This is a genomic window from Plantactinospora sp. CNZ321 (assembly GCF_004217235.1).
This window is the reverse complement of record NZ_SHKQ01000001.1, coordinates 1237192-1261334: the sequence shown is the minus strand read 5'-3', so window position 1 is coordinate 1261334 and position 24143 is coordinate 1237192. Positions and strand designations below refer to the sequence as shown.

Sequence of the window (24143 nt, the reverse complement as noted above, 5' to 3'; positions counted from 1 at the left end):
CGCCCGAGGCCGGGCCCACCCGCGCGACAGCGACCGGAGAAGGAGTCCAGGGGATGATCTGGCGCGGTACCGTCGGGTCGGCGGCGCTGCTCGTCGCGGTCCTGCTGGCCGGCGGCTGCGCCGGCTCGGCCCCCGCACCGGCGTCCGTTCCGGGTACGCCCACCGGTGTGCCACCAGCCGTCGCCGGTCGGCCCAGCGGCCCCGCGGGTACGCCCGGCCCGTCCGGCGCACCCAGCGTGTCCGGCCTTTCCGGCCCGTTCAACGGCACCGACATCGCCTGGCTGCAACTCGCGGTCGCCCTGCACGAACGGGTGCTGCCAGTGCTGGAGTTGGTGCCGACCCGGAGCACCGACCCGGCGGTACGCCGACTGGCCGCCGAGATCCGGGAGGGTCACCGCGCCGACATCGACCGGTTCCGGGCGCTCCTGGACCGTTCCGGTGCGCCGAGGACCAACCCGCACGCGGGACACGACATGCCTGGGATGGTGACCGACGCCGATCTGGCGGCGCTGGGCGCGGCGACCGGGGTCGAGTTCCACCGGCTCTTCGGGCGGCATCTGCGCGCGCACCTCGAACAGTCGGTTCGGGTCGCGGATGCCGAGCAGCGGTCGGGCGCCGAGCCGACCACCACCGTCCTGGCCGGCGCCGTGGTCCGGACCGGCAGGGCGTACCTGGCGCGACTCGACCAGTAGGCGCCCCGTGCCGACAGCCGCTCGTAGCCGTCGCCCACTCCGTACCGTCGCCCACTCCGTACCGTCGTCCACTCGTGGCCGCCGTCGCCGCGAATCATCGTGATTGAGCCGCGAATCATCGTGATTGACAGGTGGAGCCTGCCGGAGCTACTTTGCTTACGGCGTAAGCTTACGGCGTAAGCAAAGTGAGGTGGTCATCATGCGGAAGTTCGCCGTCATCGCTCCGCTGGTCTGGCTCGGCTGGCTCGTACTCATCGACTGGGTTCCGATGTACCCGTTGAACGATCTCCCCGCGATCAGCGCCGGGGACCGGGCGCTCGCGGCCGCCGCCAACTACCCGGTACCGCTGCTGATCGCCGGGGCCGTCGCCGTCGGCCGGCGCTGGTCGCACCTTGTCGCGGTCGTGCTGAGCCTGCTCTGCCTCGGGGGGCACCTGGCCTCCTGGTGGCTGCCCTACCTCGCCGGCGCCACACCGGCACAGCGGGCGGAGTTCCAGGAGTACTACGCCGACACCCTCAGGTTCCTGCCGACCGCCGGGCACGACGTGGTCATCGACCTCCAGCACACCGTCGTCGGACTGCTCACCCTGGTGATGCTCGCCGCCTGCGTGGTCGTCACCATGAGGGCATGGCCACGACACCCGAGCGCCGACGTGCCGGCCGCGGCGGTCGCCCGCCCCAGTTGACCCGCGAGGACATCGTCGCCGCGGCTCTGCGGGTTATCGACACCGACGGACTCGACGCGCTCACCATGCGCCGGCTCGGTGCCGAGCTGGGAGTCGCGGCGATGTCGCTCTATCGGCACCTGGCCAACCGGGACGCCGTACTCGCCGCCGTGGTCGACCACCTGGCGGCCGAGGCGTTCACCGAACTGGACCCCGGGGACTCCTGGTCCGAGGCACTCACCCGGTTCGGTACGGCCTATCGCCGCACGCTGCTGGCCCACCCACGCGCGGTACCCCTGCTGGCCACCCATCCGATGGACATCGACGTGGGCCTGCGGCTGATGGGTGGCGTACTCGACCGGTTCGCCGCGGCCGCGCTGTCCCGGACCGACGCGCTGACCGCCGTGCAGTCGGTGGCGGTGTTCGTACTCGGGCATGCGCTGGCCCAGGTCGGCGCCCCGCCCGGCAGCCCGGCAGCGCGGCCCGAGACCTCGGAGGCCGCCGACTACTACCAGAGCTGGTTCGTTGCCGGACTGACCGCGATGGTCGCCGGGTTCGCCGCTCGCTTCGGCCGCTGACCGGGATGTCGGCGGACGCCGGGAGCCGGAGGTGTGGTTCGGCGAGGCACGGCCCGGCCCCGGCCCCGGCCCGCGTACTCCAGCAGCAGCTCAACTCGCCATCGAGCCAGTCGGTCGGCATTCGGATATTCCGGAATTCGGTCGACAATCCTGCGGGCGCCGCACCCCGATTTGGCGTTACCGGCCCGGCCGTGTAACTTTCTCTCCCGGCAGGGCACCGGGCAAGACTGCGGAGCAACACCACAGCGGCCGGCCTGCCAAACCCGGACGATTGCGGCGGTAGCCCGTCGCGCCCGTGCGGGTGCACGACGGCTGGATGAAGCATGACAAACCGGGAGACACCGGTTTGACGAGGCGGAAACAGTCGGGTAAGGTACAACAAGCGCCCGGCGGTAACGGCGGGTGTGAGTGGTTGCCCCGAAGGGCGGGCCTCTGGTGTGGGGTTCGTGTTTTGGTGTGTGGTTGTTCTTTGAGAACTCAACAGGGTGCTTGATAAGCCAGTGCCAAGTTTTGTTTGGCAGCAAGTGTTTTTTGTTGCCGGGGTTTGGATTTTCCGTTTGGTTTTTGTTGGAGAGTTTGATCCTGGCTCAGGACGAACGCTGGCGGCGTGCTTAACACATGCAAGTCGAGCGGAAAGGCCCTTCGGGGTACTCGAGCGGCGAACGGGTGAGTAACACGTGAGTAACCTGCCTCAGGCTTTGGGATAACCCTCGGAAACGGGGGCTAATACCGGATATGACCTGTCTCCGCATGGGGGTGGGTGGAAAGTTTTTCGGCTTGGGATGGGCTCGCGGCCTATCAGCTTGTTGGTGGGGTGATGGCCTACCAAGGCGATGACGGGTAGCCGGCCTGAGAGGGCGACCGGCCACACTGGGACTGAGACACGGCCCAGACTCCTACGGGAGGCAGCAGTGGGGAATATTGCACAATGGGCGGAAGCCTGATGCAGCGACGCCGCGTGAGGGATGACGGCCTTCGGGTTGTAAACCTCTTTCAGCAGGGACGAAGCGTTTGTGACGGTACCTGCAGAAGAAGCGCCGGCCAACTACGTGCCAGCAGCCGCGGTAAGACGTAGGGCGCGAGCGTTGTCCGGATTTATTGGGCGTAAAGAGCTCGTAGGCGGCTTGTCGCGTCGACTGTGAAAACCCACGGCTCAACTGTGGGCTTGCAGCCGATACGGGCAGGCTAGAGTTCGGTAGGGGAGACTGGAATTCCTGGTGTAGCGGTGAAATGCGCAGATATCAGGAGGAACACCGGTGGCGAAGGCGGGTCTCTGGGCCGATACTGACGCTGAGGAGCGAAAGCGTGGGGAGCGAACAGGATTAGATACCCTGGTAGTCCACGCTGTAAACGTTGGGCGCTAGGTGTGGGGGGCCTCTCCGGTTCTCTGTGCCGCAGCTAACGCATTAAGCGCCCCGCCTGGGGAGTACGGCCGCAAGGCTAAAACTCAAAGGAATTGACGGGGGCCCGCACAAGCGGCGGAGCATGCGGATTAATTCGATGCAACGCGAAGAACCTTACCTGGGTTTGACATGGCCGCAAAACCTGCAGAGATGTGGGGTCCTTCGGGGGCGGTCACAGGTGGTGCATGGCTGTCGTCAGCTCGTGTCGTGAGATGTTGGGTTAAGTCCCGCAACGAGCGCAACCCTTGTTCGATGTTGCCAGCACGTTATGGTGGGGACTCATCGAAGACTGCCGGGGTCAACTCGGAGGAAGGTGGGGATGACGTCAAGTCATCATGCCCCTTATGTCCAGGGCTTCACGCATGCTACAATGGCCGGTACAATGGGCTGCGATACCGTGAGGTGGAGCGAATCCCAAAAAGCCGGTCTCAGTTCGGATCGGGGTCTGCAACTCGACCCCGTGAAGTCGGAGTCGCTAGTAATCGCAGATCAGCAACGCTGCGGTGAATACGTTCCCGGGCCTTGTACACACCGCCCGTCACGTCACGAAAGTCGGCAACACCCGAAGCCCATGGCCTAACCCGTGAGGGGGGGAGTGGTCGAAGGTGGGGCTGGCGATTGGGACGAAGTCGTAACAAGGTAGCCGTACCGGAAGGTGCGGCTGGATCACCTCCTTTCTAAGGAGCGCCTCCTGGCGAAGGTCGGGTAGGAGCCCGTGTCATCCGTTTGTGTGGTGGCGGGGTGCTCGATTGGCGGAGACACTGGTGAGTTCACGGCTGGCAGCGGCCAATTTTCGGCGAGTACGGTCCCCTGTGTGGGGGTGTGGAAGGTCGGGTTGGTGCGGCTGGTGGTGGGTGTAGAGCATCCTGTTGGGTCCTGAGGGAACAACCTGTGGGTTGTTGTCTCTGCCAGGCACGCTTGGCCTCGCATACCGGGTTCTGCCTCTTTTGTGGGGGGTGGGGTTGCTGGTGTGGGGTGTGGGTGGTGGGTTGGTCGTTTGTTGAGAATTGCACAGTGGACGCGAGCATCTTTGTGGTCAAGTTGTCAAGGGCGGACGGTGGATGCCTTGGCACCAGGAGCCGATGAAGGACGTGGGAGGCCGCGATAGGCCTGGGGGAGCTGTCAACCGAGCTGTGATCCCAGGGTGTCCGAATGGGGTAACCTGGCACCAGTCATGTGGTGTCACCTGCACCTGAATTCATAGGGTGTGTGGAGGGAACGCGGGGAAGTGAAACATCTCAGTACCCGTAGGAAGAGAAAACAATAGTGATTCCGTGAGTAGTGGCGAGCGAAAGCGGATTGAGGCTAAACCGGTTGCGTGTGATACCTGTCAGGGGTTGCGTGGTCGGGGTTGTGGGACCTCATGACACGAGCTGACACTCGTGTGGGGAGTGATAAAGCCAGGTGTTAGCTGAATGGTGTGGAAAAGCCAACCGTAGGCGGTGATAGTCCGGTAGGTGAAAGCATCTGGTCTTCCTTGTGGGTGTTCCCGAGTAGCGGCGGACTCCTGAAATCTGCCGTGAATCTGCCAGGACCACCTGGTAAGCCTAAATACTTCCTGGTGACCGATAGCGGACGAGTACCGTGAGGGAATGGTGAAAAGTACCCCGGGAGGGGAGTGAAATAGTACCTGAAACCGTTCGCCTACAATCCGTCGGAGCCTCTTTTTGGGGTGACGGCGTGCCTTTTGAAGAATGAGCCTGCGAGTTAGTGGCATGTGGCGAGGTTAACCTGTGTGGGGTAGCCGTAGCGAAAGCGAGTCTGAATAGGGCGTGTAGTCGCGTGTTCTAGACCCGAAGCGGGGTGATCTAGCCATGGGCAGGCTGAAGCGTGGGTAAGACCGCGTGGAGGGCCGAACCCACCAACGTTGAAAAGTTGGGGGATGACCTGTGGTTAGGGGTGAAAGGCCAATCAAACTCCGTGATAGCTGGTTCTCCCCGAAATGCATTTAGGTGCAGCGTCGTGTGTTTCTTGCCGGAGGTAGAGCACTGGATGGTCTAGGGGCCCTACAAGGTTACTGAAATCAGCTAAACTCCGAATGCCGGTAAGTGAGAGCGCGGCAGTGAGACTGCGGGGGATAAGCTTCGTAGTCGAGAGGGAAACAGCCCAGATCGCCAGCTAAGGCCCCTAAGCGTGTGCTAAGTGGAAAAGGATGTGGGGTCGCATAGACAACCAGGAGGTTGGCTTAGAAGCAGCCATCCTTTAAAGAGTGCGTAATAGCTCACTGGTCAAGTGGTTCCGCGCCGACAATGTAGCGGGGCTCAAGTACACCGCCGAAGCTGTGGCATTCACACATTGACTTCGCGATGGTCTTTGGATTGTCGTGCAGGTGTGTGGGTGGGTAGGGGAGCGTCGTGCCGGGGGTGAAGCAGCCGAGTGATCGAGTTGTGGACGCGGCACGAGTGAGAATGCAGGCATGAGTAGCGAAAGAAGGGTGAGAAACCCTTCCGCCGGATGACCAAGGGTTCCAGGGCCAGGTTAATCCGCCCTGGGTGAGTCGGGGCCTAAGGCGAGGCCGAGAGGCGTAGTCGATGGATAACGGGTTGATATTCCCGTACCCGTGTAGGAGCGCCCGTGATGAACCTCGTTGTGCTAACCACCCGAACCTGCCAAGACCTTCGGGTTGAGGTGGGGGAGCGTGGGAACCTGGCGGGTAGTAGTCAAGCGATGGGGTGACGCAGGAAGGTAGCTGAGCCCGGCCGGTGGTTGTGCCGGGGTAAGCGTGTAGCCCGTGCCATAGGTAAATCCGTGGTGCGTGTGGGTGAGACGTGATGCCGAGCCGATTCAGGTGAAGTCAGTGATCCTATGCTGCCGAGAAAAGCCTCTAGCGAGTTCCGAGCGGCCCGTACCCTAAACCGACACAGGTGGTCAGGTAGAGAATACCGAGGCGATCGGGTGAACTGTGGTTAAGGAACTCGGCAAATTGCCCCCGTAACTTAGGGAGAAGGGGGGCCGGACACGTGAAGCAACACGCTTGTGGAGCGTGGTATGGCCGCAGAGAGCAGGGGGAAGCGACTGTTTACTAAAAACACAGGTCCATGCGAAGAAGTAATTCGATGTATATGGACTGACGCCTGCCCGGTGCTGGAACGTTAAGGGGACCGGTTAGCTCCTTTCGGGGGGCGAAGCTGAGAACTTAAGCGCCAGTAAACGGCGGTGGTAACTATAACCATCCTAAGGTAGCGAAATTCCTTGTCGGGTAAGTTCCGACCTGCACGAATGGCGTAACGACTTCCCCACTGTCTCAACCACAGGCCCGGCGAAATTGCAGTACGAGTAAAGATGCTCGTTACGCGCGGCAGGACGGAAAGACCCCGGGACCTTTACTATAGCTTGACATTGGTGCTTGAATTAGCTTGTGTAGGATAGGTGGGAGCCGGTGAAGCCTATACGCCAGTATGGGTGGAGGCAATCTTGAAATACCACTCTGGTTGGTTCGGGTATCTAACTTCGGGCCCTTATCGGGTTCAGGGACAGTGTCTGGTGGGTAGTTTAACTGGGGCGGTTGCCTCCTAAATGGTAACGGAGGCGCCCAAAGGTTCCCTCAGCCTGGTTGGCAATCAGGTGTTGAGTGTAAGTGTATAAGGGAGCTTGACTGTGAGACTGACGGGTCGAGCAGGGACGAAAGTCGGGACTAGTGATCCGGCACTTGCGTGTGGAAGCGGTGTCGCTCAACGGATAAAAGGTACCCCGGGGATAACAGGCTGATCTTCCCCAAGAGTCCATATCGACGGGATGGTTTGGCACCTCGATGTCGGCTCGTCGCATCCTGGGGCTGTAGCAGGTCCCAAGGGTTGGGCTGTTCGCCCATTAAAGCGGTACGCGAGCTGGGTTTAGAACGTCGTGAGACAGTTCGGTCCCTATCCGCCGTGCGCGTAGGATACTTGAGAAGGGCTGTCCCTAGTACGAGAGGACCGGGACGGACGAACCTCTGGTGTGCCAGTTGTCCCGCCAGGGGCACGGCTGGTTGGCTACGTTCGGGAGGGATAACCGCTGAAAGCATCTAAGCGGGAAGCCTGCTTCAAGATGAGGTATCCCACCCCTATTAGGGGGTAAGGCTCCCAGTGAGACGACTGGGTTGATAGGCCGGAGATGTAAGCCAGGTAACTGGTTCAGTTGACCGGTACTAATAAGCCGAGGACTTGACTACAAAGCTGCTACGCGTCCACTGTGTGATTCACAGCAAACGAACAACAAGAGTTGGTTCCCCCGCGTGTGTGGGTCGGGGGTTGTTGTTTGTGTTGTTGATAGGGTTACGGCGGTTATGGCGGAAGGGAAACGCCCGGTTACATTCCGAACCCGGAAGCTAAGCCTTCCAGCGCTGATGGTACTGCACTCGGGAGGGTGTGGGAGAGTAAGACACCGCCGGACATCATCCACGAAGTGGCGCCACCCGATGCGGGTGGCGCCACTCGTGTTTCTCGGGACAAGCAACGGACCGGGTAAAAGGGGGTTGGCCGGTTCCCACGGCCCCGACCACCCCCCAACCAATCCGCAGCGGCGGGTCAGTCCCGGCTCTGTACGGCGTTCCGGATCTGGCGGAGCAGCCGGGCGGACTCGTCGATCGAACGGCCCGCGAACATGCCCATCGCGATACTGCCGTGGTCGGCCCAGCCGCAGAAGACGAGCTCGCCGCCGTCGATCGGGGCGGTCCCGCACTTCATGATCCCGCCGAGCGAACCCGCGTCGACCTCGCGGATGTCGGCGACCGGACTGTTCTCCTCCGACGCCAGCTCGAACAGCCGGTCCAGATCCCGCTCGGGTTGCCAGACGAGGGTCGTACCGCCGAAGAGCAGGACGCTGCGGTCCGGGCCGGCCGGGTCGGCGTACGCGACGCCGTAGCTTTCGGCGAAGTTGATCTCAGCGTTGACGGCGGTCCGCAGGTACTCGATGGTCGCCTGGGCGCCCTGGCTCTCGTCCCGGGTGAGACCGGCCACCTCGACCGGCGTGGCGAGCGTGGCATCCTTCTGCTGCACGATCCGCAGGCTGACGCTGCCCAGCGCGGCAACCCCGGCGACAGCGACGGCGAGCACCGCCCCGAGGACGACCTTGCGGCGCCGGGACGAGCGCCTGCCGGCCGGGCCAGGAGAAGCCGACCGCACGGCTTCGCCGCCGCCTGCGGCACCGGGCTCCCCGGCTGCGCTGTTGGGCTCGGCGCCCCCGGCATTGTGCTCGGCGTTGAGCGCCGGGGTGATGTCGACCGCGTCGGCGTCCCGGCCCGCTCGCTGGTGCAGCACGATCGGCTCCGACGTGATCTGGATAGCGCCGGACTCGGCCGTGGCCTGCCGGGACTGGGCCGGCACGGTCGGTTCCGGCGTGGTCTTTCCGGCCTCGGTGTCGGCCGTGTCATGCCGATCGGAGCGGCGGGCATCGGACATAGCCGCCACCGTACGCGACCGGGAGGTGGCGCACGACGGGCCCGGCGCCGAGGCTCGTAGACTTCGAGGGTGACCGAGACTCTGGATGCGAACCGCGCCCCGGCCCCGACCCTTTCCGCCCAGTACCAGCCGGGCGAGGTAGAAGGTCGGCGGTACGAGGAGTGGGTAGCGGCCGGGCATTTCCGGGCCTCGGCCGACAGCGACAAGCCCCCGTTCACCATTGTCATCCCACCACCGAACGTCACCGGCTCGCTGCACATGGGCCACGCCTTCGAGCACACCCTGATGGACGCGCTCGTCCGACGTCGCCGGATGCAGGGCTACGAGGCGCTCTGGCTGCCCGGCATGGACCACGCCGGCATCGCCACCCAGAACCTCGTCGAGCGCCAGCTCGCCGAGGAGGGGCTGTCCCGGCACGACCTGGGCCGGGAGAAGTTCGTCGAACGGGTCTGGCAGTGGAAGGCCGAATCGGGCGGCAAGATCCTCGGCCAGATGCGCCGGCTCGGCGATTCCGTGGACTGGGATCGCGAGCGCTTCACCATGGACGACGGGCTGTCCCGGGCGGTACAGACGATCTTCAAGAAGCTCTACGACGACGGCCTGATCTACCGCGCGGAGCGGATCATCAACTGGTGCCCGCGCTGCCTCACCGCCCTGTCCGACATCGAGGTGGAGCACACCGACGACGACGGCGAACTCGTCTCGATCCGGTACAGCGACGACGTGGTGGTCGCGACCACCCGGGCCGAGACCATGCTCGGGGACACCGGGGTCGCGGTGCACCCGGACGACGAGCGGTACCGGCACCTGATCGGCACCGAGGTCGAGCTGCCGTTGACCGGGCGTCGGATACCGATCGTCGGTGACGAGCACGTCGACCCGAGCTTCGGCACCGGCATGGTCAAGGTGACCCCGGCGCACGACCCGAACGACTTCGAGATCGGCCAGCGGCACGACCTGCCGACCCTGACGGTGATGGACGAGCGGGGCGTCATCACCGCGCCCGGTCCGTTCGAGGGGCTGGACCGGTTCGAGGCCCGGCCGGCGATCGTCGCCGCACTGCGCGAGCAGGGTCGGATCGTCGCGGAGAAGCGGCCGTACACGCACGCGGTGGGACACTGCTCGCGGTGTCGTACGACGGTGGAACCGCGGCTGTCGTTGCAGTGGTTCGTCAACACCGGACCGCTGGCCCGGGCGGCCGGCGACGCGGTGCGGGACGGCCGGGTCCGGATCGAACCCGCCGACATGGCCAAGCGGTACTTCGGCTGGGTCGACAACATGCACGACTGGTGCATCTCCCGGCAGCTCTGGTGGGGGCACCGGATCCCGGTCTGGTACGGCCCGGACGGCGAGGTGCGCTGCGTCGGCCCGGACGAGGAGCCGCCGGTCGGGGAGGGCTGGCACCAGGACGTCGACGTGCTGGACACCTGGTTCTCCAGCGCGCTCTGGCCCTTCTCCACGCTCGGCTGGCCGGAGTCCACCCCCGACCTGGCGAAGTTCTATCCGACCAGCGTCCTGGTCACCGGCTACGACATCCTCTTCTTCTGGGTCGCCCGGATGATGATGTTCGGCCTGTACGCGATGGAGGGCCGGCAGCCGTTCGACGTGATCGCGCTGCACGGCATGGTGCGCGACCAGTTCGGCAAGAAGATGTCGAAGTCCTTCGGCAACGTGGTCGACCCGCTGGACTGGATCGAGCGGTACGGCGCCGACGCCACCCGGTTCACCCTGGCCCGGGGCGCCAACCCCGGTCAGGACGTGCCGGTCAGCGACGAGTGGTGCCAGGGTTCCCGCAACTTCTGCAACAAGCTCTGGAACGCCACCCGATTCGCCCTGATGAACGGCGCCCACGTGGCAGGGGACCTGCCGGAGCCGGCCCGGCTCTCGACCGTGGACCGCTGGATCCTGTCCCGGTTGCAGCAGGTCACCGCCGAGGTGGACGAGCAGTTCGAGGCGTACGAGTTCGCCAAGGTCTGCGACGTGCTCTACCACTTCGCCTGGGACGACGTCTGCGACTGGTACGTCGAGCTGGCCAAGCCGGTGCTGGCCGCCGGTGGCGAGCCGGCCGAGGTCACCCGCCGGGTACTCGGACACGTGCTCGACCGGTTGCTGCGGCTGCTGCACCCGGTGGTGCCGTTCGTCACCGACGAACTCTGGATCGCGCTGGCCGGCGCCGGGAACACCGGAGCCGACCGGGCCGGCGCGTCGGTGATGACCGCCGCCTGGCCGGCCGCCGCACCCGAGCTGCGCGACGAGGCGGCGGAGCGGGAGGTGACCGAACTCCAGCGGGTGGTCACCGAGATCCGCCGCTTCCGCTCCGACCAGGGACTGCGGCCGGCCCAGCGGGTGGCGGCCCGGCTCGACGGGCTCGACCGGGCCGACATCGCCGCGCACGAGCCGTTGATCCGCTCCCTGGTCCGGCTGGACGATGTGACGCCGGACTTCCGGGCCAGTGCCACCCTCGCGGTCTCCGGCGCGGTGACGGTGGCCCTGGATACCCGGGGGTCGATCGACGTCGCCGCCGAGCGGGCCCGGCTGACCAAGGACCGGGCCGCGGCGGAGAAGGAGATCGGCCAGGCCCGAGCGAAGCTCGACAACCAGGCCTTCCTCGACAAGGCGCCGGCGCCGGTGGTCGACAAGATCAGGCATCGGCTGGCGGCGGCCGAGGCGGACCTGGAGCGGATCGCCAGCGCCCTGGCAGCGTTGGGCTGACCGTGAGACAGGGCGGGGCGTGGGTGCGGGAACGAGGGACGCGGTGAGTGAGCGCGCGGAGCGGGCGGCCGAGTTTGCCAAGGTCGAGGCGGAACTGGCCGGCCGTGGCTATACCCGGATGGTCTTCGACCTGGGGCGAATCGAGGGGCTCCTCGACGTGCTCGGCAGCCCGCAGCGGGCGTACCCGGCGATCCACCTGACCGGCACCAACGGCAAGACGTCGACGGCGCGGATGATCGACTCGCTGCTCCGGGCCTTCGGGCTGCACACCGGCCGGTACACCAGCCCGCACCTGGAGACCGTGCGGGAGCGGATCAGCCTGGACGGCGAGCCGATCAGCGAGGAACGCTTCGTCTCGGTCTACCGCGAGGTGGCGCCGCTGGCCCGGCTGGTCGACGAGCGTGCCGACGAGCCGCTGACGTACTTCGACATGACGACGGCACTCGCCTTCGCCGCCTTCGCCGACGCCCCGGTCGACGTGGCGGTGGTCGAGGTCGGGCTCGGCGGGGCGGAGGACTCCACGAACGTACTGAGCGCCGGGATCGCCGTGCTCACCCCGATCGGGCTCGACCACACGGAGTGGCTCGGCGACACCATCGCAGACATCGCGCTGGCCAAGTCGGGCATCATCCACAAGGGCGCGACAGTGATCTCGGCGGTGCAGCCGGAGGAGGCCGCCGAGCCGATCCTGGAACGCTGTGCCGAGGTCGGCGCCACCATCGCCCGGGAGGGCGGCGAGTTCGGCGTACTGCGCCGGACCATGGCGGTCGGCGGCCAGGTGCTGTCGTTGCAGGGTCTCGGCGGCGTCTACGACAACGTCTTCGTACCCCTGCACGGGGCGCACCAGGCGCAGAACGCCGGGCTCGCCCTCGCCGCCGTCGAGGCGTTCCTCGGCGCGGGCGCGTCCCGCCAGCTCGACGTCGAGACCGTCCGGCAGGGCTTCGCCACCGCCGACTCACCCGGCCGGCTGGAGCGGGTCAGGTCCGCCCCGACGATCCTGCTGGACGGGGCGCACAACCCGCAGGGCATGGCCGCCACCGTCACCGCACTCCAGGAGGAGTTCGCGTTCAGCCGGCTGATCGCGCTGGTCGGCGTACTGGAGGACAAGGACGCGCCAAGCCTGCTTGAACTGCTCGAACCCGTGGTCGACGCGGTCGTGGTCACCCGGAACAGCTCGCCCCGGGCGATGCCCGCCGCCGAACTCGGCGACCTCGCCGTCGAGGTCTTCGGCCCGGACCGGGTCGAGGTGGCGCCGGAACTGCCGGACGCGATCGAGGCCGCCGTGGCGCTGGCCGAGTCCGACGTGCAGGGGGAGCTGAGCGGGGTGGGTGTGCTGGTCACCGGTTCGGTGGTCACGGTGGCCGACGCGCGACGGCTGTTGAAGCGATGAGTGCCCCGGACGAGGCGGCGGAGCCGGCCGGGCGGATCGGACCGGCAGCCCGGCCCGCGGAGCCGTCCGGCCCGGTCGGGGAACCGACGGGTACGCCCGGCGGCCGGCCCTCCGGCCTGCGCGACCCGGACCGGGCGGTACGTGGTCTGGGCGCCCTGACGCTGAGCGTCGAGGCGCTCGTGCTGCTGCTGGCGATCCAGCCGATCCGGCTGCTCGGCGGCGGACTCGGCGGCACCGCGATCGGGGTGGTCGTCGGGCTCGCCGTAGGGGCGGTCGTCCTGGCCGGCCTCCTGCGCCGGCCGTGGGCCTGGCACGCCGGCACCGTCCTGCAGGGCCTGTTGCTGCTCTCCGGACTCCTGCACTGGTCACTCGGCGCACTGGGGTTGATCTTCGCAGCGGTCTGGGCGTACGTGTTGCACGTCCGGCGGGTCATCCTCGGCAGCGGCTGACAGCCACCCCGGCACCCGGTGCGGCGACTCAGCCGGTTGCCCGGTGCCGCCACTGGGTGAGCGCGATCCCGTGCCCGTCCGGATCCCGGAACGCGGCGGCCCAGAGTTCGAGTTTGGCGCCCCGGTTGACCGCCCGGGGGGCGTAGGTGAACTTGACGCCCTTGCCGAGGAGTTCCTCGTAGAACGCGGTCACGTCGTTCACTTCCAGGTTGAGGTGGACCAGCCGTCGGTTGATCGGTGCCACCTCCCGGATCGCCCGCAGGACCAGCCGGGTCGCGCCGGAGGCGAGGACGGCGCTGCCCTCGCCGCCGTCGATCTCGAAGAAGCCGAGTAGGTCCCGGTAGAACGCGATCGACCGTTCGAGGTCGGCGACCAGCAGGGTGATCCCGACCCCGGCGATCGGCCCGGACTCGCCGAGCCGGGCGGGTGGTTGGGTGGCGGTCAGGTCGGCCAGGATCGCCTCGTCGTCCGAGGTGGCCGCGACATCCTCGGGCGAGGCCGCGCCAGCTCGTGGGTCGAGGCCCGTCGCGAGCTCCGGGGCCGGGTCGTCGAGCGGGATGTCGATCTCGTCGTGCCAGGTGTCGGCCGGGTCGGTGCCGCCGGCGGTGGTGGCCGACCGGCCGGGGCCCGCCGGCGCAGCGTCGGCCTCGCCTCCGGCGCCGGCCTGTTCCGGGGTCCCCGGTGCCGGTTCGGGTGTCTCCCGTTCCGGCTCGTCCGGCTCCGGTGGGCGTGGCGCCGGTGGTGGGTCCGAGACCGGCGCCGTGGCCGCCGTCGGACCCGGCCGGGGCCGGCGGTTCCGGCCGCCCGGACCGGAGGTGGGGCGGGAACGGCGGGGTAGCGGCGCGGTGGACGGTGGGTCGACCAGGGTCCCCTCCAGCACGATGGTTCCGCCGGGGGTCTGCCGCATCACCACCGGCTCCTCCCGGGCCGTACCGCGGTCGTCCCGAAGCCGTTCGGGCTCGTCATGGAGCCGTTCCGGGTCGTTCCGGAGCCGTTCCGGGTTGTCATGGAGCCGTTCCGGGTCGTTCCGGAGCCGTTCCGGGTTGTCATGGAGCCGTTCCGGGTCGTTCCGGAGCCGTTCCGGGTTGTCATGGAGCCGCTCCGGGTCGTCCCGGAGCGTGGCGAGGTCGTCCTCGGTCAGCTCGTCGCCGACCGGCGCGCCGCCGGACGGATCGGTGCCGTACGGGTCGTCCCGCCCACCCCGAGCCCACGGCGGCGCCTCCTGCTCGATCAGGATGTCGTCGTCGACCGGGTCGAGGTGGAACTCCGGTGGCAGGTCGCCGCTCGCCGCCGCCTCGGCGTGGGTCAGCACCTCGTCCCAGAGGATCCGGACGTGCCGCTGGTCGTCGACGGCCACCATGATCGGCAGGGTGGCGCCGGGGTCCGGCCACTTCGACACCGGCACCCGGGGGTCGCGGATCCGCACCGAACGGCCCGGCACCCCCGGCGCGTCGATCACGATCTGGAGTTCACACCGGCCGAAGGTCGACGAGGCGGGTGGTTCGGTGACGCTGTGCACGTGCCCGATGCCGGTCACCCAGGCCCGGGGGCCGCTGCGTACGGCGGTGACCGCCACGAGCGCGATCGCCAGGGCGAGCAGGGCCACCCCGAGTACGGCGATCGCCCAACTGCGCATCCCGAAGCCGAACAGGACGACGAAGGTGGCGAAGGTGCCCAGCACAGCGGCGACCAGCTTGCGCACCGGCGCGACCTGGCGGCGACGACCATCTGCCACAGTGGACCTCCCTGGTTAAGGCCAGGCTAGGCCCGATCCGGCGGGAATGGAACGACCTCGCGGCGGGTGTGCGGTCTTCGTCGCCGGATCGTCGGCGCTGACCTGGCCGAACGTGCCGACCTTCACACCGCGGCCGGGTGCGGGCCGCCATACGCTGACGGTGCCAGTTTCCGGACGTACCGAGGGGTGTTCGTGGCCAGCAGCGGTTCCGCCGAGCGTACCCTCGTGTTGATCAAGCCGGACGCGGTGCGGCGCCGGCTGGTCAGCGAGATCCTCGGCCGGTTCGAGCGCAAGGGCCTCGGCATCGACGCGATGGTGCTGCGCCGGATGGACGACCGGCTCGCCGAGCTGCACTACGCCGAGCACGTGGCGGAGCCGTACTATCCGGCGCTGCGGGCGTTCATGACCTCCGGACCGCTGGTCGCGCTGGTGCTCTCCGGCTCCGGAGTCGTCGAGATGGTCCGCGGCCTGGTCGGTGCGACCGACGGGCGCCGGGCGGTCCCGGGCACGATCCGGGGCGACCTGGCCCGCTCGTCCCGGGAGAACCTGGTGCACGCGGCCGACTCGGCCGAAACCGCCCGCCGGGAGATCGCGCTCTGGTTCCCCGAGCTGGCCTGACGGTCGGCGGGGACGTCGCGGCTGGGATATCGAGTGGGGCCGCCGGATGGGTTCGAGTATCGTTGACCGGTACAGGCGTCGACCCGGCCATCACCGGCGAGCCTCCGGAAGAACAGGTGGAAACACCCCAGTAGAACCGGACGGGACCGGCCCGTCACAGCCGGCCAACGAGCGGGTGGTCGATCCCGACCGCCAAGCGGGGTGGTACCGCGGGCCCACGGCCGCGCCGGTCTCCGGCGTACCAGGGGCTCGTCCTCGCAGACCACGGTCAGTGAGCTGCGACGAGGAGAGCGACCCGCGATGGCCTACCCGAAGAACGCCCCCGCCGGCACGGGCGTGCCGGCCAGCCCCGAGCTGCCGGCGGTCGAGCAGCGCGTGCTCGACCACTGGGCGGCCGACAAGACCTTCGAGGCCAGCGTCGAGGCCCGCGACCCCGGCCCGAACGGCGCCAACGAGTACGTCTTCTACGACGGTCCGCCGTTCGCCAACGGCCTGCCGCACTACGGCCACCTGCTGACCGGCTACGTCAAGGACCTGGTGCCGAGGTACCAGACGATGCGCGGCCGGCGGGTCGAGCGGCGCTTCGGCTGGGACTGCCACGGCCTGCCGGCCGAGGTGGAGGCGGAGAAACAGCTCGGGATCACCACCAAGGCGGAGATCCTCGACCTCGGCGTGGGGCGGTTCAACGACGCCTGCCGGACCTCGGTGCTGGCCTACACCCGGGACTGGGAGCGGTACGTCAACCGGCAGGCCCGGTGGGTCGACTTCGGCAACGACTACAAGACGCTCGACCTCAGCTACATGGAGAGCGTCATGTGGGCGTTCCGCCAGCTCCACGACAAGGGGCTGGTCTACGAGGGGTTCAGCGTGCTGGCGTACTGCTGGCGCTGCGAGACCCCGCTGTCGAACACCGAGACCCGGATGGACGACGTCTACCGGGACCGGCACGACCCGACCCTGACGGTCTGGTTCGAGCTGACCCCGGACGAGTCCGCGCCGGAGCCGCTGCGCGGGCCGGTCCGGGTCGGGGTCTGGACCACCACGCCGTGGACCCTGCCGTCCAACCTGGCGCTCGCGGTCGGCCCGGACATCGAGTACGCGGTACTGGAGCGGGACGGCCAGCGGCACGTCGTCGGCGCCGCCCGGCTCGGGGCGTACGCGAAGGAGCTGGACGGCTACACCCAGGTCGGCACCGTCTACGGCCGGGACCTGGTCGGGCGCCGCTACACCCCGCTCTACGACTTCCTGGTCAGCCAGGGCGGGCCGAACGCGTACCAGGTGCTCGGTGCGGAGTTCGTCACCACCGAGGACGGTACCGGGGTGGTGCACCTGGCCCCGGCCTTCGGCGAGGACGACCAGAAGGCCTGCAACGCGGCCGGCATCCCGACCGTGGTGACGGTGGACGACCACACCCGGTTCACCGCGCTGGTGCCGCCCTACCAGGGCGAACAGGTCTTCGACGTGAACAAGTCGGTGATCCGGGAGCTGAAGGAGCGCGGGGTGGTGCTCCGGCAGGACACCTACACCCACCCGTACCCGCACTGCTGGCGCTGCGACACGCCGCTGGTCTACAAGGCGGTCTCCTCCTGGTTCGTGGCCGTCACCAAGGTCAAGGACCGGATGCTGGAGCTGAACCAGCAGATCAACTGGACGCCGGGACATGTCCGGGACGGCTCGTTCGGCAAGTGGCTGGCGAACGCCCGGGACTGGTCGATCAGCCGTAACCGGTTCTGGGGCTCGCCGATCCCGGTCTGGAAGTCCGACGACCCGCAGTACCCGCGGGTCGACGTCTACGGCTCGCTCGCCGAGCTGGAGGCCGACTTCGGGGAGCTTGCGACCCGAAGCGGTGAGAACGGCGGGGTGAAGGTCACCGACCTGCACCGGCCGATGATCGACGAGCTGACCCGGCCCAATCCGGACGATCCCACCGGACGCTCCATGATGCGCCGGGTGCCGGAGGTGTTGGACTGCTGGTTCGAGTCCGGGTCGATGCCGTTCGCCCAGGTGCACTACCCGTTCGAGAACCGGGAGTGGTTCGAGCACCACTACCCGGGGGACTTCATCGTGGAGTACGTCCCGCAGGTGCGGGGCTGGTTCTACACCATGCACGTCCTGGCGACCGCGCTCTTCGACCGGCCGGCGTTCCGCAACGCCGTGGTGCACGGCATCGTGCTCGGCTCGGACGGGCGCAAGATGTCCAAGAGCCTGCGCAACTATCCGGACGTCTACGAGATGTTCGACAGCTACGGCTCGGACGCGATGCGCTGGACGCTGATGGCCTCGCCGGTGCTGCGCGGCGGCGACGTGGTGGTCAGCGAGACGACGATCCGGGACTCGGTACGCCAGGTGCTGCTGCCGTACTGGAACGTCTGGTACTTCTTCTCGCTCTACGCGAACGCGGAGGGCTACGAGGCCAGGCGGCGGACCGACACCGGGCCGGCCGGCGACGGCGGAGCCGCGGCGAACCTGCTCGACCGGTACGTGCTGGCCAAGACCCGGGAGCTGGTCGAGACGGTGCAGGCACAGCTCGACGTCTACGACATTTCCGGCGCCTGCGGCACGGTCCGGTCCTTCCTGGACGCGCTGACCAACTGGTACGTCCGGCGCTCCCGGGACCGGTTCTGGCTCGGCGACCGGGACGCCTTCGACACCCTCTACACGGTGCTGGAGACGGTGAGCCGGGTGCTGGCGCCGCTGGCACCGCTGACCGCCGAGGAGGTCTGGCGCGGGCTGACCGGAGAGCGGTCGGTGCACCTGACCGACTGGCCGGAGGCCGCCGAGCTCCCGGCCGACCCCGGGCTGGTCGCCGCGATGGACGCCACCCGGGCGGTCGCCTCGGCGGCGCTGTCGCTGCGCAAGGCGAAGGGCCTGCGGGTCCGGCTGCCGCTGCCGTCGCTGACCGTGGCCAGCCCGGTGGCGGAGACCCTGCGGCCCTTCGCCGACCTGCTCGCCGACGAGGTGAACGTCAAGGCGGTCACCGTCACCGACGAGCTGGCCAGCCACTGCGACCAGGTGCTGACCGTGGTGCCCCGGGCGCTCGGCCCCCGGGTCGGCAAGCAGGTGCAGGCCGTGATCAAGGCGGTCAAGTCCGGCGACTGGACGCTGGTGGACGGGGTACCGGAGGCGGCCGGGGTGCGGCTGGAGCCGGGCGAGTACGAGCTGAAGCTGGTTCCCGCCGACCCCGAGCACTCCGCGCCGCTGCCCGGCGGGGAGGGCGTGGTGGTGCTGGACACCACCGTCACCCCGGAACTCGCCGCCGAGGGCCTGGCCCGGGACGTCGTACGGGTGGTGCAGCAGGCCCGCCGGAACGCCGGCCTCGACGTGTCGGACCGGATCGAGGTGCTGCTCGCCGCTCCGGCCGAGGTCACCTCGGCGGTCGAGGCGTACCGGGACTTCGTGGCCCGGGAGGTGCTGGCCGACTCGATCGGCTTCGCCGACCAGGCCGACTCCCAGGGTGGCTCCGTCGACCTCGCGGAGCAGGTCGACGGCTTCGCCGGGGAGGTTGGCGACGGCGAGCGGGTGACGGTGACGGTACGGCGCCGCTGAGCAGTCCCGGGACGTCCGGCGGGTCAGCGACAAGTGGACCAGCAGGGGCATCTACCAGAAGTTCCGCCCGACCGGTCCGGGCAGGTGATCGAGACGGGCACCTACGCGGACCGGTCGGCCGTCGGTTAACGTGACAGCGCCCCACTACCCTGACCGCCGGAGGTCCCGTGCCGCTGCTCTACACCATCGGTCAGTACACCGTCGGCACCGCGATGCGGGTCGCCTGGCGTCCGACCGTCGAGGGCCTGGAGAACGTGCCCGCGACCGGCGGTGCGATCTTCGCCGGCAACCACCTCTCGGTCGCGGACGAGTTGTTCCTCGGCTCGGTGGTGCCCCGGCACCTCGCCTTCTGGGCCAAGGCCGAGTACTTCACCGGTACCGGGCTGCGCGGCTGGTTCACCCGGTCGGTGATCAGCGGGCTCGGCGCGATCCGGGTCGAACGGTCCGGCGGCCGGGCCGCACTGTCGGCGTTCGACGGGGCGATCCCGGTGTTGCGCGCCGGTGACCTGGTCGCGATCTACCCGGAGGGCACCCGGTCACCGGACGGCCGGCTCTACCGGGGACGTACCGGGGTGGCCCGGCTGGCGCTCGCCGCCGAGGTGCCGGTGATCCCGGTCGGGATGATCGGCACCGAACGCGTCCAGCCGATCGGCGCCCGGCTGCCCCGGCTCGGCACCGGCAAGGTGATCGTCCGGTTCGGCAAGCCGATGGACTTCGTCGGCCGCCCGGCGGACCGGACCTCGCTGCGGCAGATCACCGACGAGATCATGGCGGAGATCCAGAAGCTGACCGGACAGGAGTACGTGCCCCGGTACGCGCCGGCCCGCAACGCGGCCGAGAACGGCGGCTCGTAGACGCCCGTCCGCTCCCGTCCGTGCGCGGCGCGCCCGACCGGCCTCCGGCGGCCGGTCGCCCGCTCAGCCGGTACTGCTGGCGCTGCCGCTGTTCGAGCCGACCGGCTCCCGCACGACGATGCTGTCCCGCAGCGTGCTGAGCAGTTCGGAGCTGTCCGCTATCGACAGGCGGGTGAACAGCGCCGTGCCGGAGCTTCCGTAATCCGCCCAGGTGCAGACCACCACCTCGTCACCGTCGGCCCTGCCCGTGCCGCAGCTGCGGTACTCGCCGCGTACGCCGGTCGGCACCGACTCGACCGAGGTGGCCGCGTACTCGTCCTTGAGCCGGGTGACCTCGTCCTGCACCACCGACTCCGGACTGAACTGGAAGCCGGTGCTGCCGAAGATGGTCACCACCTTGCCGTTCGAGGCGCGGTAGACCCCGGCGAACGCCTCGCCGGTGAACCAGTTGCGGGCCCGGACCTCCTGCTTCAACCGTTCGGCGGTCTTTCGGCCGGACGCGTTGTCGAGCAGCCGCAGGTCGAGTACCTCGCTCGGCAGGGGATCCGCCGGTGATGCCGGGTACTGGTCCCAGATCGGCTTGACGTAGTACGCCGGGATTCCGCAGCAGCAGGCGATGCTCAGCAGGGTCATCATGAACATCACCCGGGGCCAGCGCCGTCGGCGGCGTACCGGACGGAGCGGGGGCGGGGCGGGCGGCGCCTCCGGCTGGCGCCGCTGTTTCACCGGTCGGGGCGGGCCGAGGGGCTGCTTCCGGGGCGCGGGCGCGGCCGGCGGTCGAGGGCCCCAGGTCGCCGGCGGTGCCGGTACCGGCGGTGGTGGTGCCGCCGGTGGTGGTGCCGCCGCGTGCGGGGGCGACGCCTGGTGCGGGGGCGACGCCTGGTGCGGGGGCGACGCCTGGTGCGGGGGCGACCCTGGATGTGCTGACGGCGGACCGGTCGGCGCGGGAAAGCGCCGGGTCACCGGCAACTGCCGGGCCGGCGGCGGGCTGACCGGCGCGTCGGAGCCGAACGGTGGATGCGGCGCCGCGCCCGGATGGTCATCGATCGGTGGATGCGGCGCCGCGCCCGGATGGCCACCGAACGGTGGGTACGTGTCCCACGGGTCGTCGGCGGCACCGGCCCACGGGTCGACCGGGGTCGGGATCTCGTCCTCGTCCGCCTCGACGTCCGGCATCCGCAGGGTCGGATCGGCCGGGTGGGTGTGAGCCGTCGGCGCCGCCGGAAGCCCGCCGTCCTCGGCATCGCCCCGGAACCAGCGACGCTTGCGCGGCCGGGGCGGTGGTACGGCCGCCGAGCCGGTCCAGCGCGGCGCGGCCACCCGGGTCGGGGCCGGCTCCTCGTCGTCGAGTGGCGGCGTACCGGCTTCGGCCGGACCCGAGTCGGTGGCGGCCTCGGCGGGCTGGTCGATCCGGGTGGCGTCGACCGGCTGCCCCGACCGGCGCTCATCGGGGCGCTCGCCCCGAGTCGCGTCCGGCGTCGGGGTACGGCGGGTCGGCGCATCCTCCTCGATCACGTGCCGTTCGTCCGCTCCGTCCCGTTCGGTGGCGGCCGCCGGTGGCTCTTCCGCCGCAGGCGTCTCACCTCCGACGGCGGCCTGGGGCGCGCCTCCGTCGGCTCGATGGTCCTGCTCGTCGTCGGCCTGGCGGTTCTGCTCGTGGTCGGCTGGACCGTTCTGTTGGTCGGCGTGGCGGTTCTGCTCGTCGTCGGCTCGACCCTTCTGTTGGTCGGCTCGACTGTCCTGCCGGGCGCCGGTCCTGGCGTGCCGGTCGCCGGTCGCCACCGTCGCCGAGTCCTCGGCCGGGGGTGGCCCGGGCGGCGTGGCTCGGCCCGCCGGTGCGGTCTCCTCCGGCTGAGGCTGCGGCATTGTGCGGGTCTCCTCTCGCGCCGGTTCGAGGTTAGTACCGCCCGACCAACCGGTCCTTCCGCGCCGGATCGTACGAGGATGTCTCGGCGGCGGGGAAATCCGGCCGAGCGAGCACTGGGGGACGTTCCGGCGAAAACCTCCCCGGCAGCGGTGCGGGGTCCATCGAACCGGGGTGCGGGCGTGACGCGTACTCTGGATGATTGGTGTCCCAACGGAGTGTCCCGGGAGGTTCCATGAGCGCCGCGTCGTCCGCCGCGGAAAGGTCAGCGGCGCTGACGGTCTGGCCGCAGCTCGAGCAGTTGCTGCCCCAGGTCAGCAAGCCGATCCAGTACGTCGGCGGCGAGCTCGGCGCGGTGGTGAAGGACTGGGAGTCGGCGGTCGTCCGTTGGGCGCTGATGTATCCGGACGCGTACGAGGTGGGTCTGCCGAACCAGGGGGTGCAGATCCTCTACGAGGTACTCAACGAGCTGCCGGACGTGCTGGCCGAGCGGACCTACGCGGTCTGGCCGGACCTGGAGCGGCTGATGCGGGCCGAGGGGGTGCCCCAGTTCACCGTCGAGGCGCACCGGCCGGTCGGCGCGTTCGACCTGTTCGGGATCTCGTTCGCCACCGAACTCGGCTACACCAACCTGCTCACCGCGATCGACCTGGCCGGCATCCCGCTACTCTCCGCCGACCGCACCGACGCGCACCCGGTGGTGGTGGCCGGCGGGCACGCCGCGTTCAACCCGGAGCCGATCGCCGACTTCATCGACGCGGCGGTGCTCGGCGACGGCGAGGAAGCCGTCCTGGAGATCACCGAGATCGTCCGGGAGTGGAAGGCGGAGGGCAGCCCCGGCGGGCGGGACGAACTGCTGCTCCGGCTGGCCCGGACCGAGAGCGTCTACGTGCCGCGCTTCTACGACGTCGACTACCTGCCCGACGGTCGGATCCAGCGGGTCGTGCCGAACCGGGCGGACGTGCCGTTCCGGGTACACAAGCGCACGACGATGGACCTGGACGCCTGGCCGTACCCGAAGAAGCCGATCGTGCCGCTCGCCGAGACCGTGCACGAGCGGTACGCGGTGGAGATCTTCCGGGGTTGCACCCGGGGCTGCCGGTTCTGCCAGGCAGGCATGATCACCCGACCGGTCCGGGAACGCTCCATCACCACGGTCGGCCAGATGGTGCAGGACGGTCTGGAATACTCCGGCTTCTCCGAGGTCGGGCTGCTGTCGCTGTCGTCGGCCGACCACTCGGAGATCGGCGACATGTGCTCCGGCCTGGCCCAGCAGTACGAGGGCACCAACGTCTCGCTGTCGCTGCCGTCCACCCGGGTCGACGCCTTCAACATCGAGCTGGCCCAGGAGCTGTCCCGCAACGGCCGGCGTACCGGGCTGACCTTCGCCCCGGAGGGCGGCTCGGAGCGGATCCGCAAGGTGATCAACAAGATGGTGTCGGAGGAGGACCTCATCCGCACCGTGGTCACCGCGTACACCAACGGCTGGCGGCAGGTGAAGCTCTACTTCATGTGCGGGTTGCCGACCGAGGAGGACGCCGACGTCCTCCAGATCGCCCGGCTCGCACATGAGGTGATCAAGGCTGGTCGGGCGGCCACCGGCTCCAAGGACATCCGCTGCACCGTGTCGATCGGGGGGTTCGTGCCCAAGCCGCACACCCCGTTCCAGTGGGCCCCGATGGAGCGGCCCGAGGTGATCGACAACCGGCTCAAGCTGCTCAAGCAGGCGATCAACTCCGACCGGTCGCTCGGCCGGGCGATCGGTTACCGCTACCACGACGGCGAGCCGTCGCTGATCGAGGGCCTGCTCAGCCGGGGTGACCGCCGGGTCAGCGCGGTGATCAGGCGGGTCTGGGAGAACGGCGGCCGGTTCGACGGCTGGAGCGAGCACTTCTCCTACCAGCGCTGGGTCGACGCCGCCGCCGAGGTGCTGCCGGCCTTCGGGGTGGACCTCGACTGGTACACGGTTCGGGAGCGGGAGCAGACCGAGGTGCTGCCCTGGGACCACCTCGACTCCGGGCTGGACAAGGACTGGCTCTGGCAGGACTGGCAGGACGCTCTCACCGAGTACGAGCAGGACGACTGCCGCTGGACCCCGTGCTTCGACTGCGGCGTCTGCCCGTCCATGGACACCGAGATCCAGATCGGCCCGACCGGCCAGAAGCTGCTGCCGCTGACGCCGGTCAACACCGGCCTGCGGATGCCGGCCGGCGCCGGGCACTGACCTCGCCCGTTGTCCCGGCGCGTCCCGACCGGGGGA

13 protein-coding genes and 3 rRNA genes are annotated in these 24143 nt (G+C 68.7%); 13 read left to right on the top strand and 3 right to left on the bottom strand.

What is annotated here, in order from left to right; translation table 11 throughout:
- Nucleotides 1-53 precede the first annotated feature (53 nt).
- The 6 genes from EV371_RS05480 to rrf all read left to right on the top strand — a co-directional run bounded on the left by EV371_RS05480 (nt 54) and on the right by rrf (nt 7708).
- Nucleotides 54-692, top strand: coding sequence for a DUF305 domain-containing protein (locus EV371_RS05480; protein ID WP_130461088.1), 639 nt, complete (start codon nt 54-56; stop codon nt 690-692).
- Nucleotides 693-891: 199 nt separating this feature from the next.
- Entirely contained in the window at nt 892-1377 is a 486-nt protein-coding gene (locus tag EV371_RS05475; RefSeq protein ID WP_130461087.1) for a hypothetical protein, read from the top strand.
- Entirely contained in the window at nt 1320-1934 is a 615-nt protein-coding gene (locus EV371_RS05470) for a TetR/AcrR family transcriptional regulator C-terminal domain-containing protein (RefSeq protein WP_130461086.1), read from the top strand. The genes EV371_RS05475 and EV371_RS05470 overlap by 58 nt, the downstream gene beginning before the upstream one ends.
- Nucleotides 1935-2498: 564 nt before the next feature.
- A 16S ribosomal RNA gene (locus EV371_RS05465) occupies nt 2499-4014 on the top strand.
- 357 nt (nt 4015-4371) lie between these two features.
- A 23S ribosomal RNA gene (locus EV371_RS05460) occupies nt 4372-7487 on the top strand.
- Between the two features lie 104 nt (nt 7488-7591).
- Nucleotides 7592-7708, top strand: a 5S ribosomal RNA gene (gene rrf, locus EV371_RS05455).
- The 16S, 23S and 5S rRNA genes sit together here, the layout of an rRNA operon.
- 134 nt (nt 7709-7842) lie before the next feature.
- Here the strand turns inward: rrf and EV371_RS05450 are convergent.
- Entirely contained in the window at nt 7843-8715 is an 873-nt protein-coding gene (locus EV371_RS05450) for a hypothetical protein (protein ID WP_130461085.1), read from the bottom strand.
- A gap of 69 nt (nt 8716-8784) precedes the next feature.
- Between EV371_RS05450 and EV371_RS05445 the strand changes: the two genes are divergently transcribed.
- The 3 genes from EV371_RS05445 to EV371_RS05435 all read left to right on the top strand — a co-directional run bounded on the left by EV371_RS05445 (nt 8785) and on the right by EV371_RS05435 (nt 13266).
- Entirely contained in the window at nt 8785-11427 is a 2643-nt protein-coding gene (locus EV371_RS05445; protein WP_130461084.1) for a valine--tRNA ligase, read from the top strand.
- A gap of 118 nt (nt 11428-11545) precedes the next feature.
- Nucleotides 11546-12817, top strand: coding sequence for a glutamate ligase domain-containing protein (locus tag EV371_RS05440; protein ID WP_130465681.1), 1272 nt, complete (start codon nt 11546-11548; stop codon nt 12815-12817).
- Nucleotides 12814-13266, top strand: a complete 453-nt coding sequence (locus tag EV371_RS05435) for a DUF4233 domain-containing protein (RefSeq protein ID WP_130461083.1) — start codon at nt 12814-12816, stop codon at nt 13264-13266. Before EV371_RS05440 ends, EV371_RS05435 begins: the two co-directional genes overlap by 4 nt.
- Before the next feature lie 28 nt (nt 13267-13294).
- Here the strand turns inward: EV371_RS05435 and EV371_RS05430 are convergent, their stop codons facing one another.
- Nucleotides 13295-15001: a VOC family protein gene (locus tag EV371_RS05430; protein WP_486484490.1), complete on the bottom strand. Its 1707-nt coding sequence runs from the start codon at nt 14999-15001 to the stop codon at nt 13295-13297.
- 192 nt (nt 15002-15193) lie between these two features.
- On the opposite strand from EV371_RS05430, the gene ndk reads away from it, so the two are divergent.
- From ndk to EV371_RS05415, 3 genes are all read left to right on the top strand, one after another.
- Nucleotides 15194-15619 carry a nucleoside-diphosphate kinase gene (gene ndk / locus EV371_RS05425; RefSeq protein WP_130461082.1) on the top strand — a complete coding sequence of 142 codons (426 nt, stop codon included), beginning with the start codon at nt 15194-15196 and terminating at the stop codon, nt 15617-15619.
- Nucleotides 15620-15919: 300 nt separating this feature from the next.
- Nucleotides 15920-19165, top strand: a complete 3246-nt coding sequence (gene ileS, locus EV371_RS05420; protein ID WP_130461081.1) for an isoleucine--tRNA ligase — start codon at nt 15920-15922, stop codon at nt 19163-19165.
- Between the two features lie 167 nt (nt 19166-19332).
- Entirely contained in the window at nt 19333-20019 is a 687-nt protein-coding gene (locus EV371_RS05415; protein WP_130461080.1) for a lysophospholipid acyltransferase family protein, read from the top strand.
- Nucleotides 20020-20082: 63 nt separating this feature from the next.
- Here the strand turns inward: EV371_RS05415 and EV371_RS34105 are convergent, their stop codons facing one another.
- Complete coding sequence (locus EV371_RS34105; RefSeq protein ID WP_486484489.1) at nt 20083-21885, bottom strand: hypothetical protein; 1803 nt, start codon at nt 21883-21885, stop codon at nt 20083-20085.
- Nucleotides 21886-22118: 233 nt separating this feature from the next.
- On the opposite strand from EV371_RS34105, the gene EV371_RS05405 reads away from it, so the two are divergent.
- The gene (locus EV371_RS05405; RefSeq protein ID WP_130461079.1) at nt 22119-24107 is read left to right on the top strand and encodes a TIGR03960 family B12-binding radical SAM protein; all 1989 of its coding nucleotides are present in this window, start codon (nt 22119-22121) and stop codon (nt 24105-24107) included.
- Nucleotides 24108-24143 lie beyond the last annotated feature (36 nt).

Excerpts from the sequence above, each read along its gene's own strand:
- EV371_RS34105 (WP_486484489.1), bottom strand. The coding sequence starts at position 21,885 with ATGCCGCAGCCTCAGCCGGAGGAGACCGCACCGGCGGGCCGAGCCACG.
- EV371_RS05480 (WP_130461088.1), top strand. The coding sequence starts at position 54 with ATGATCTGGCGCGGTACCGTCGGGTCGGCGGCGCTGCTCGTCGCGGTC.
- EV371_RS05450 (WP_130461085.1), bottom strand. The coding sequence starts at position 8,715 with ATGTCCGATGCCCGCCGCTCCGATCGGCATGACACGGCCGACACCGAG.
- ileS (WP_130461081.1), top strand. The coding sequence starts at position 15,920 with ATGGCCTACCCGAAGAACGCCCCCGCCGGCACGGGCGTGCCGGCCAGC.
- EV371_RS05405 (WP_130461079.1), top strand. The coding sequence starts at position 22,119 with ATGAGCGCCGCGTCGTCCGCCGCGGAAAGGTCAGCGGCGCTGACGGTC.
- EV371_RS05470 (WP_130461086.1), top strand. The coding sequence starts at position 1,320 with ATGGCCACGACACCCGAGCGCCGACGTGCCGGCCGCGGCGGTCGCCCG.
- EV371_RS05440 (WP_130465681.1), top strand. The coding sequence starts at position 11,546 with ATGGTCTTCGACCTGGGGCGAATCGAGGGGCTCCTCGACGTGCTCGGC.
- EV371_RS05435 (WP_130461083.1), top strand. The coding sequence starts at position 12,814 with ATGAGTGCCCCGGACGAGGCGGCGGAGCCGGCCGGGCGGATCGGACCG.
- EV371_RS05475 (WP_130461087.1), top strand. The coding sequence starts at position 892 with ATGCGGAAGTTCGCCGTCATCGCTCCGCTGGTCTGGCTCGGCTGGCTC.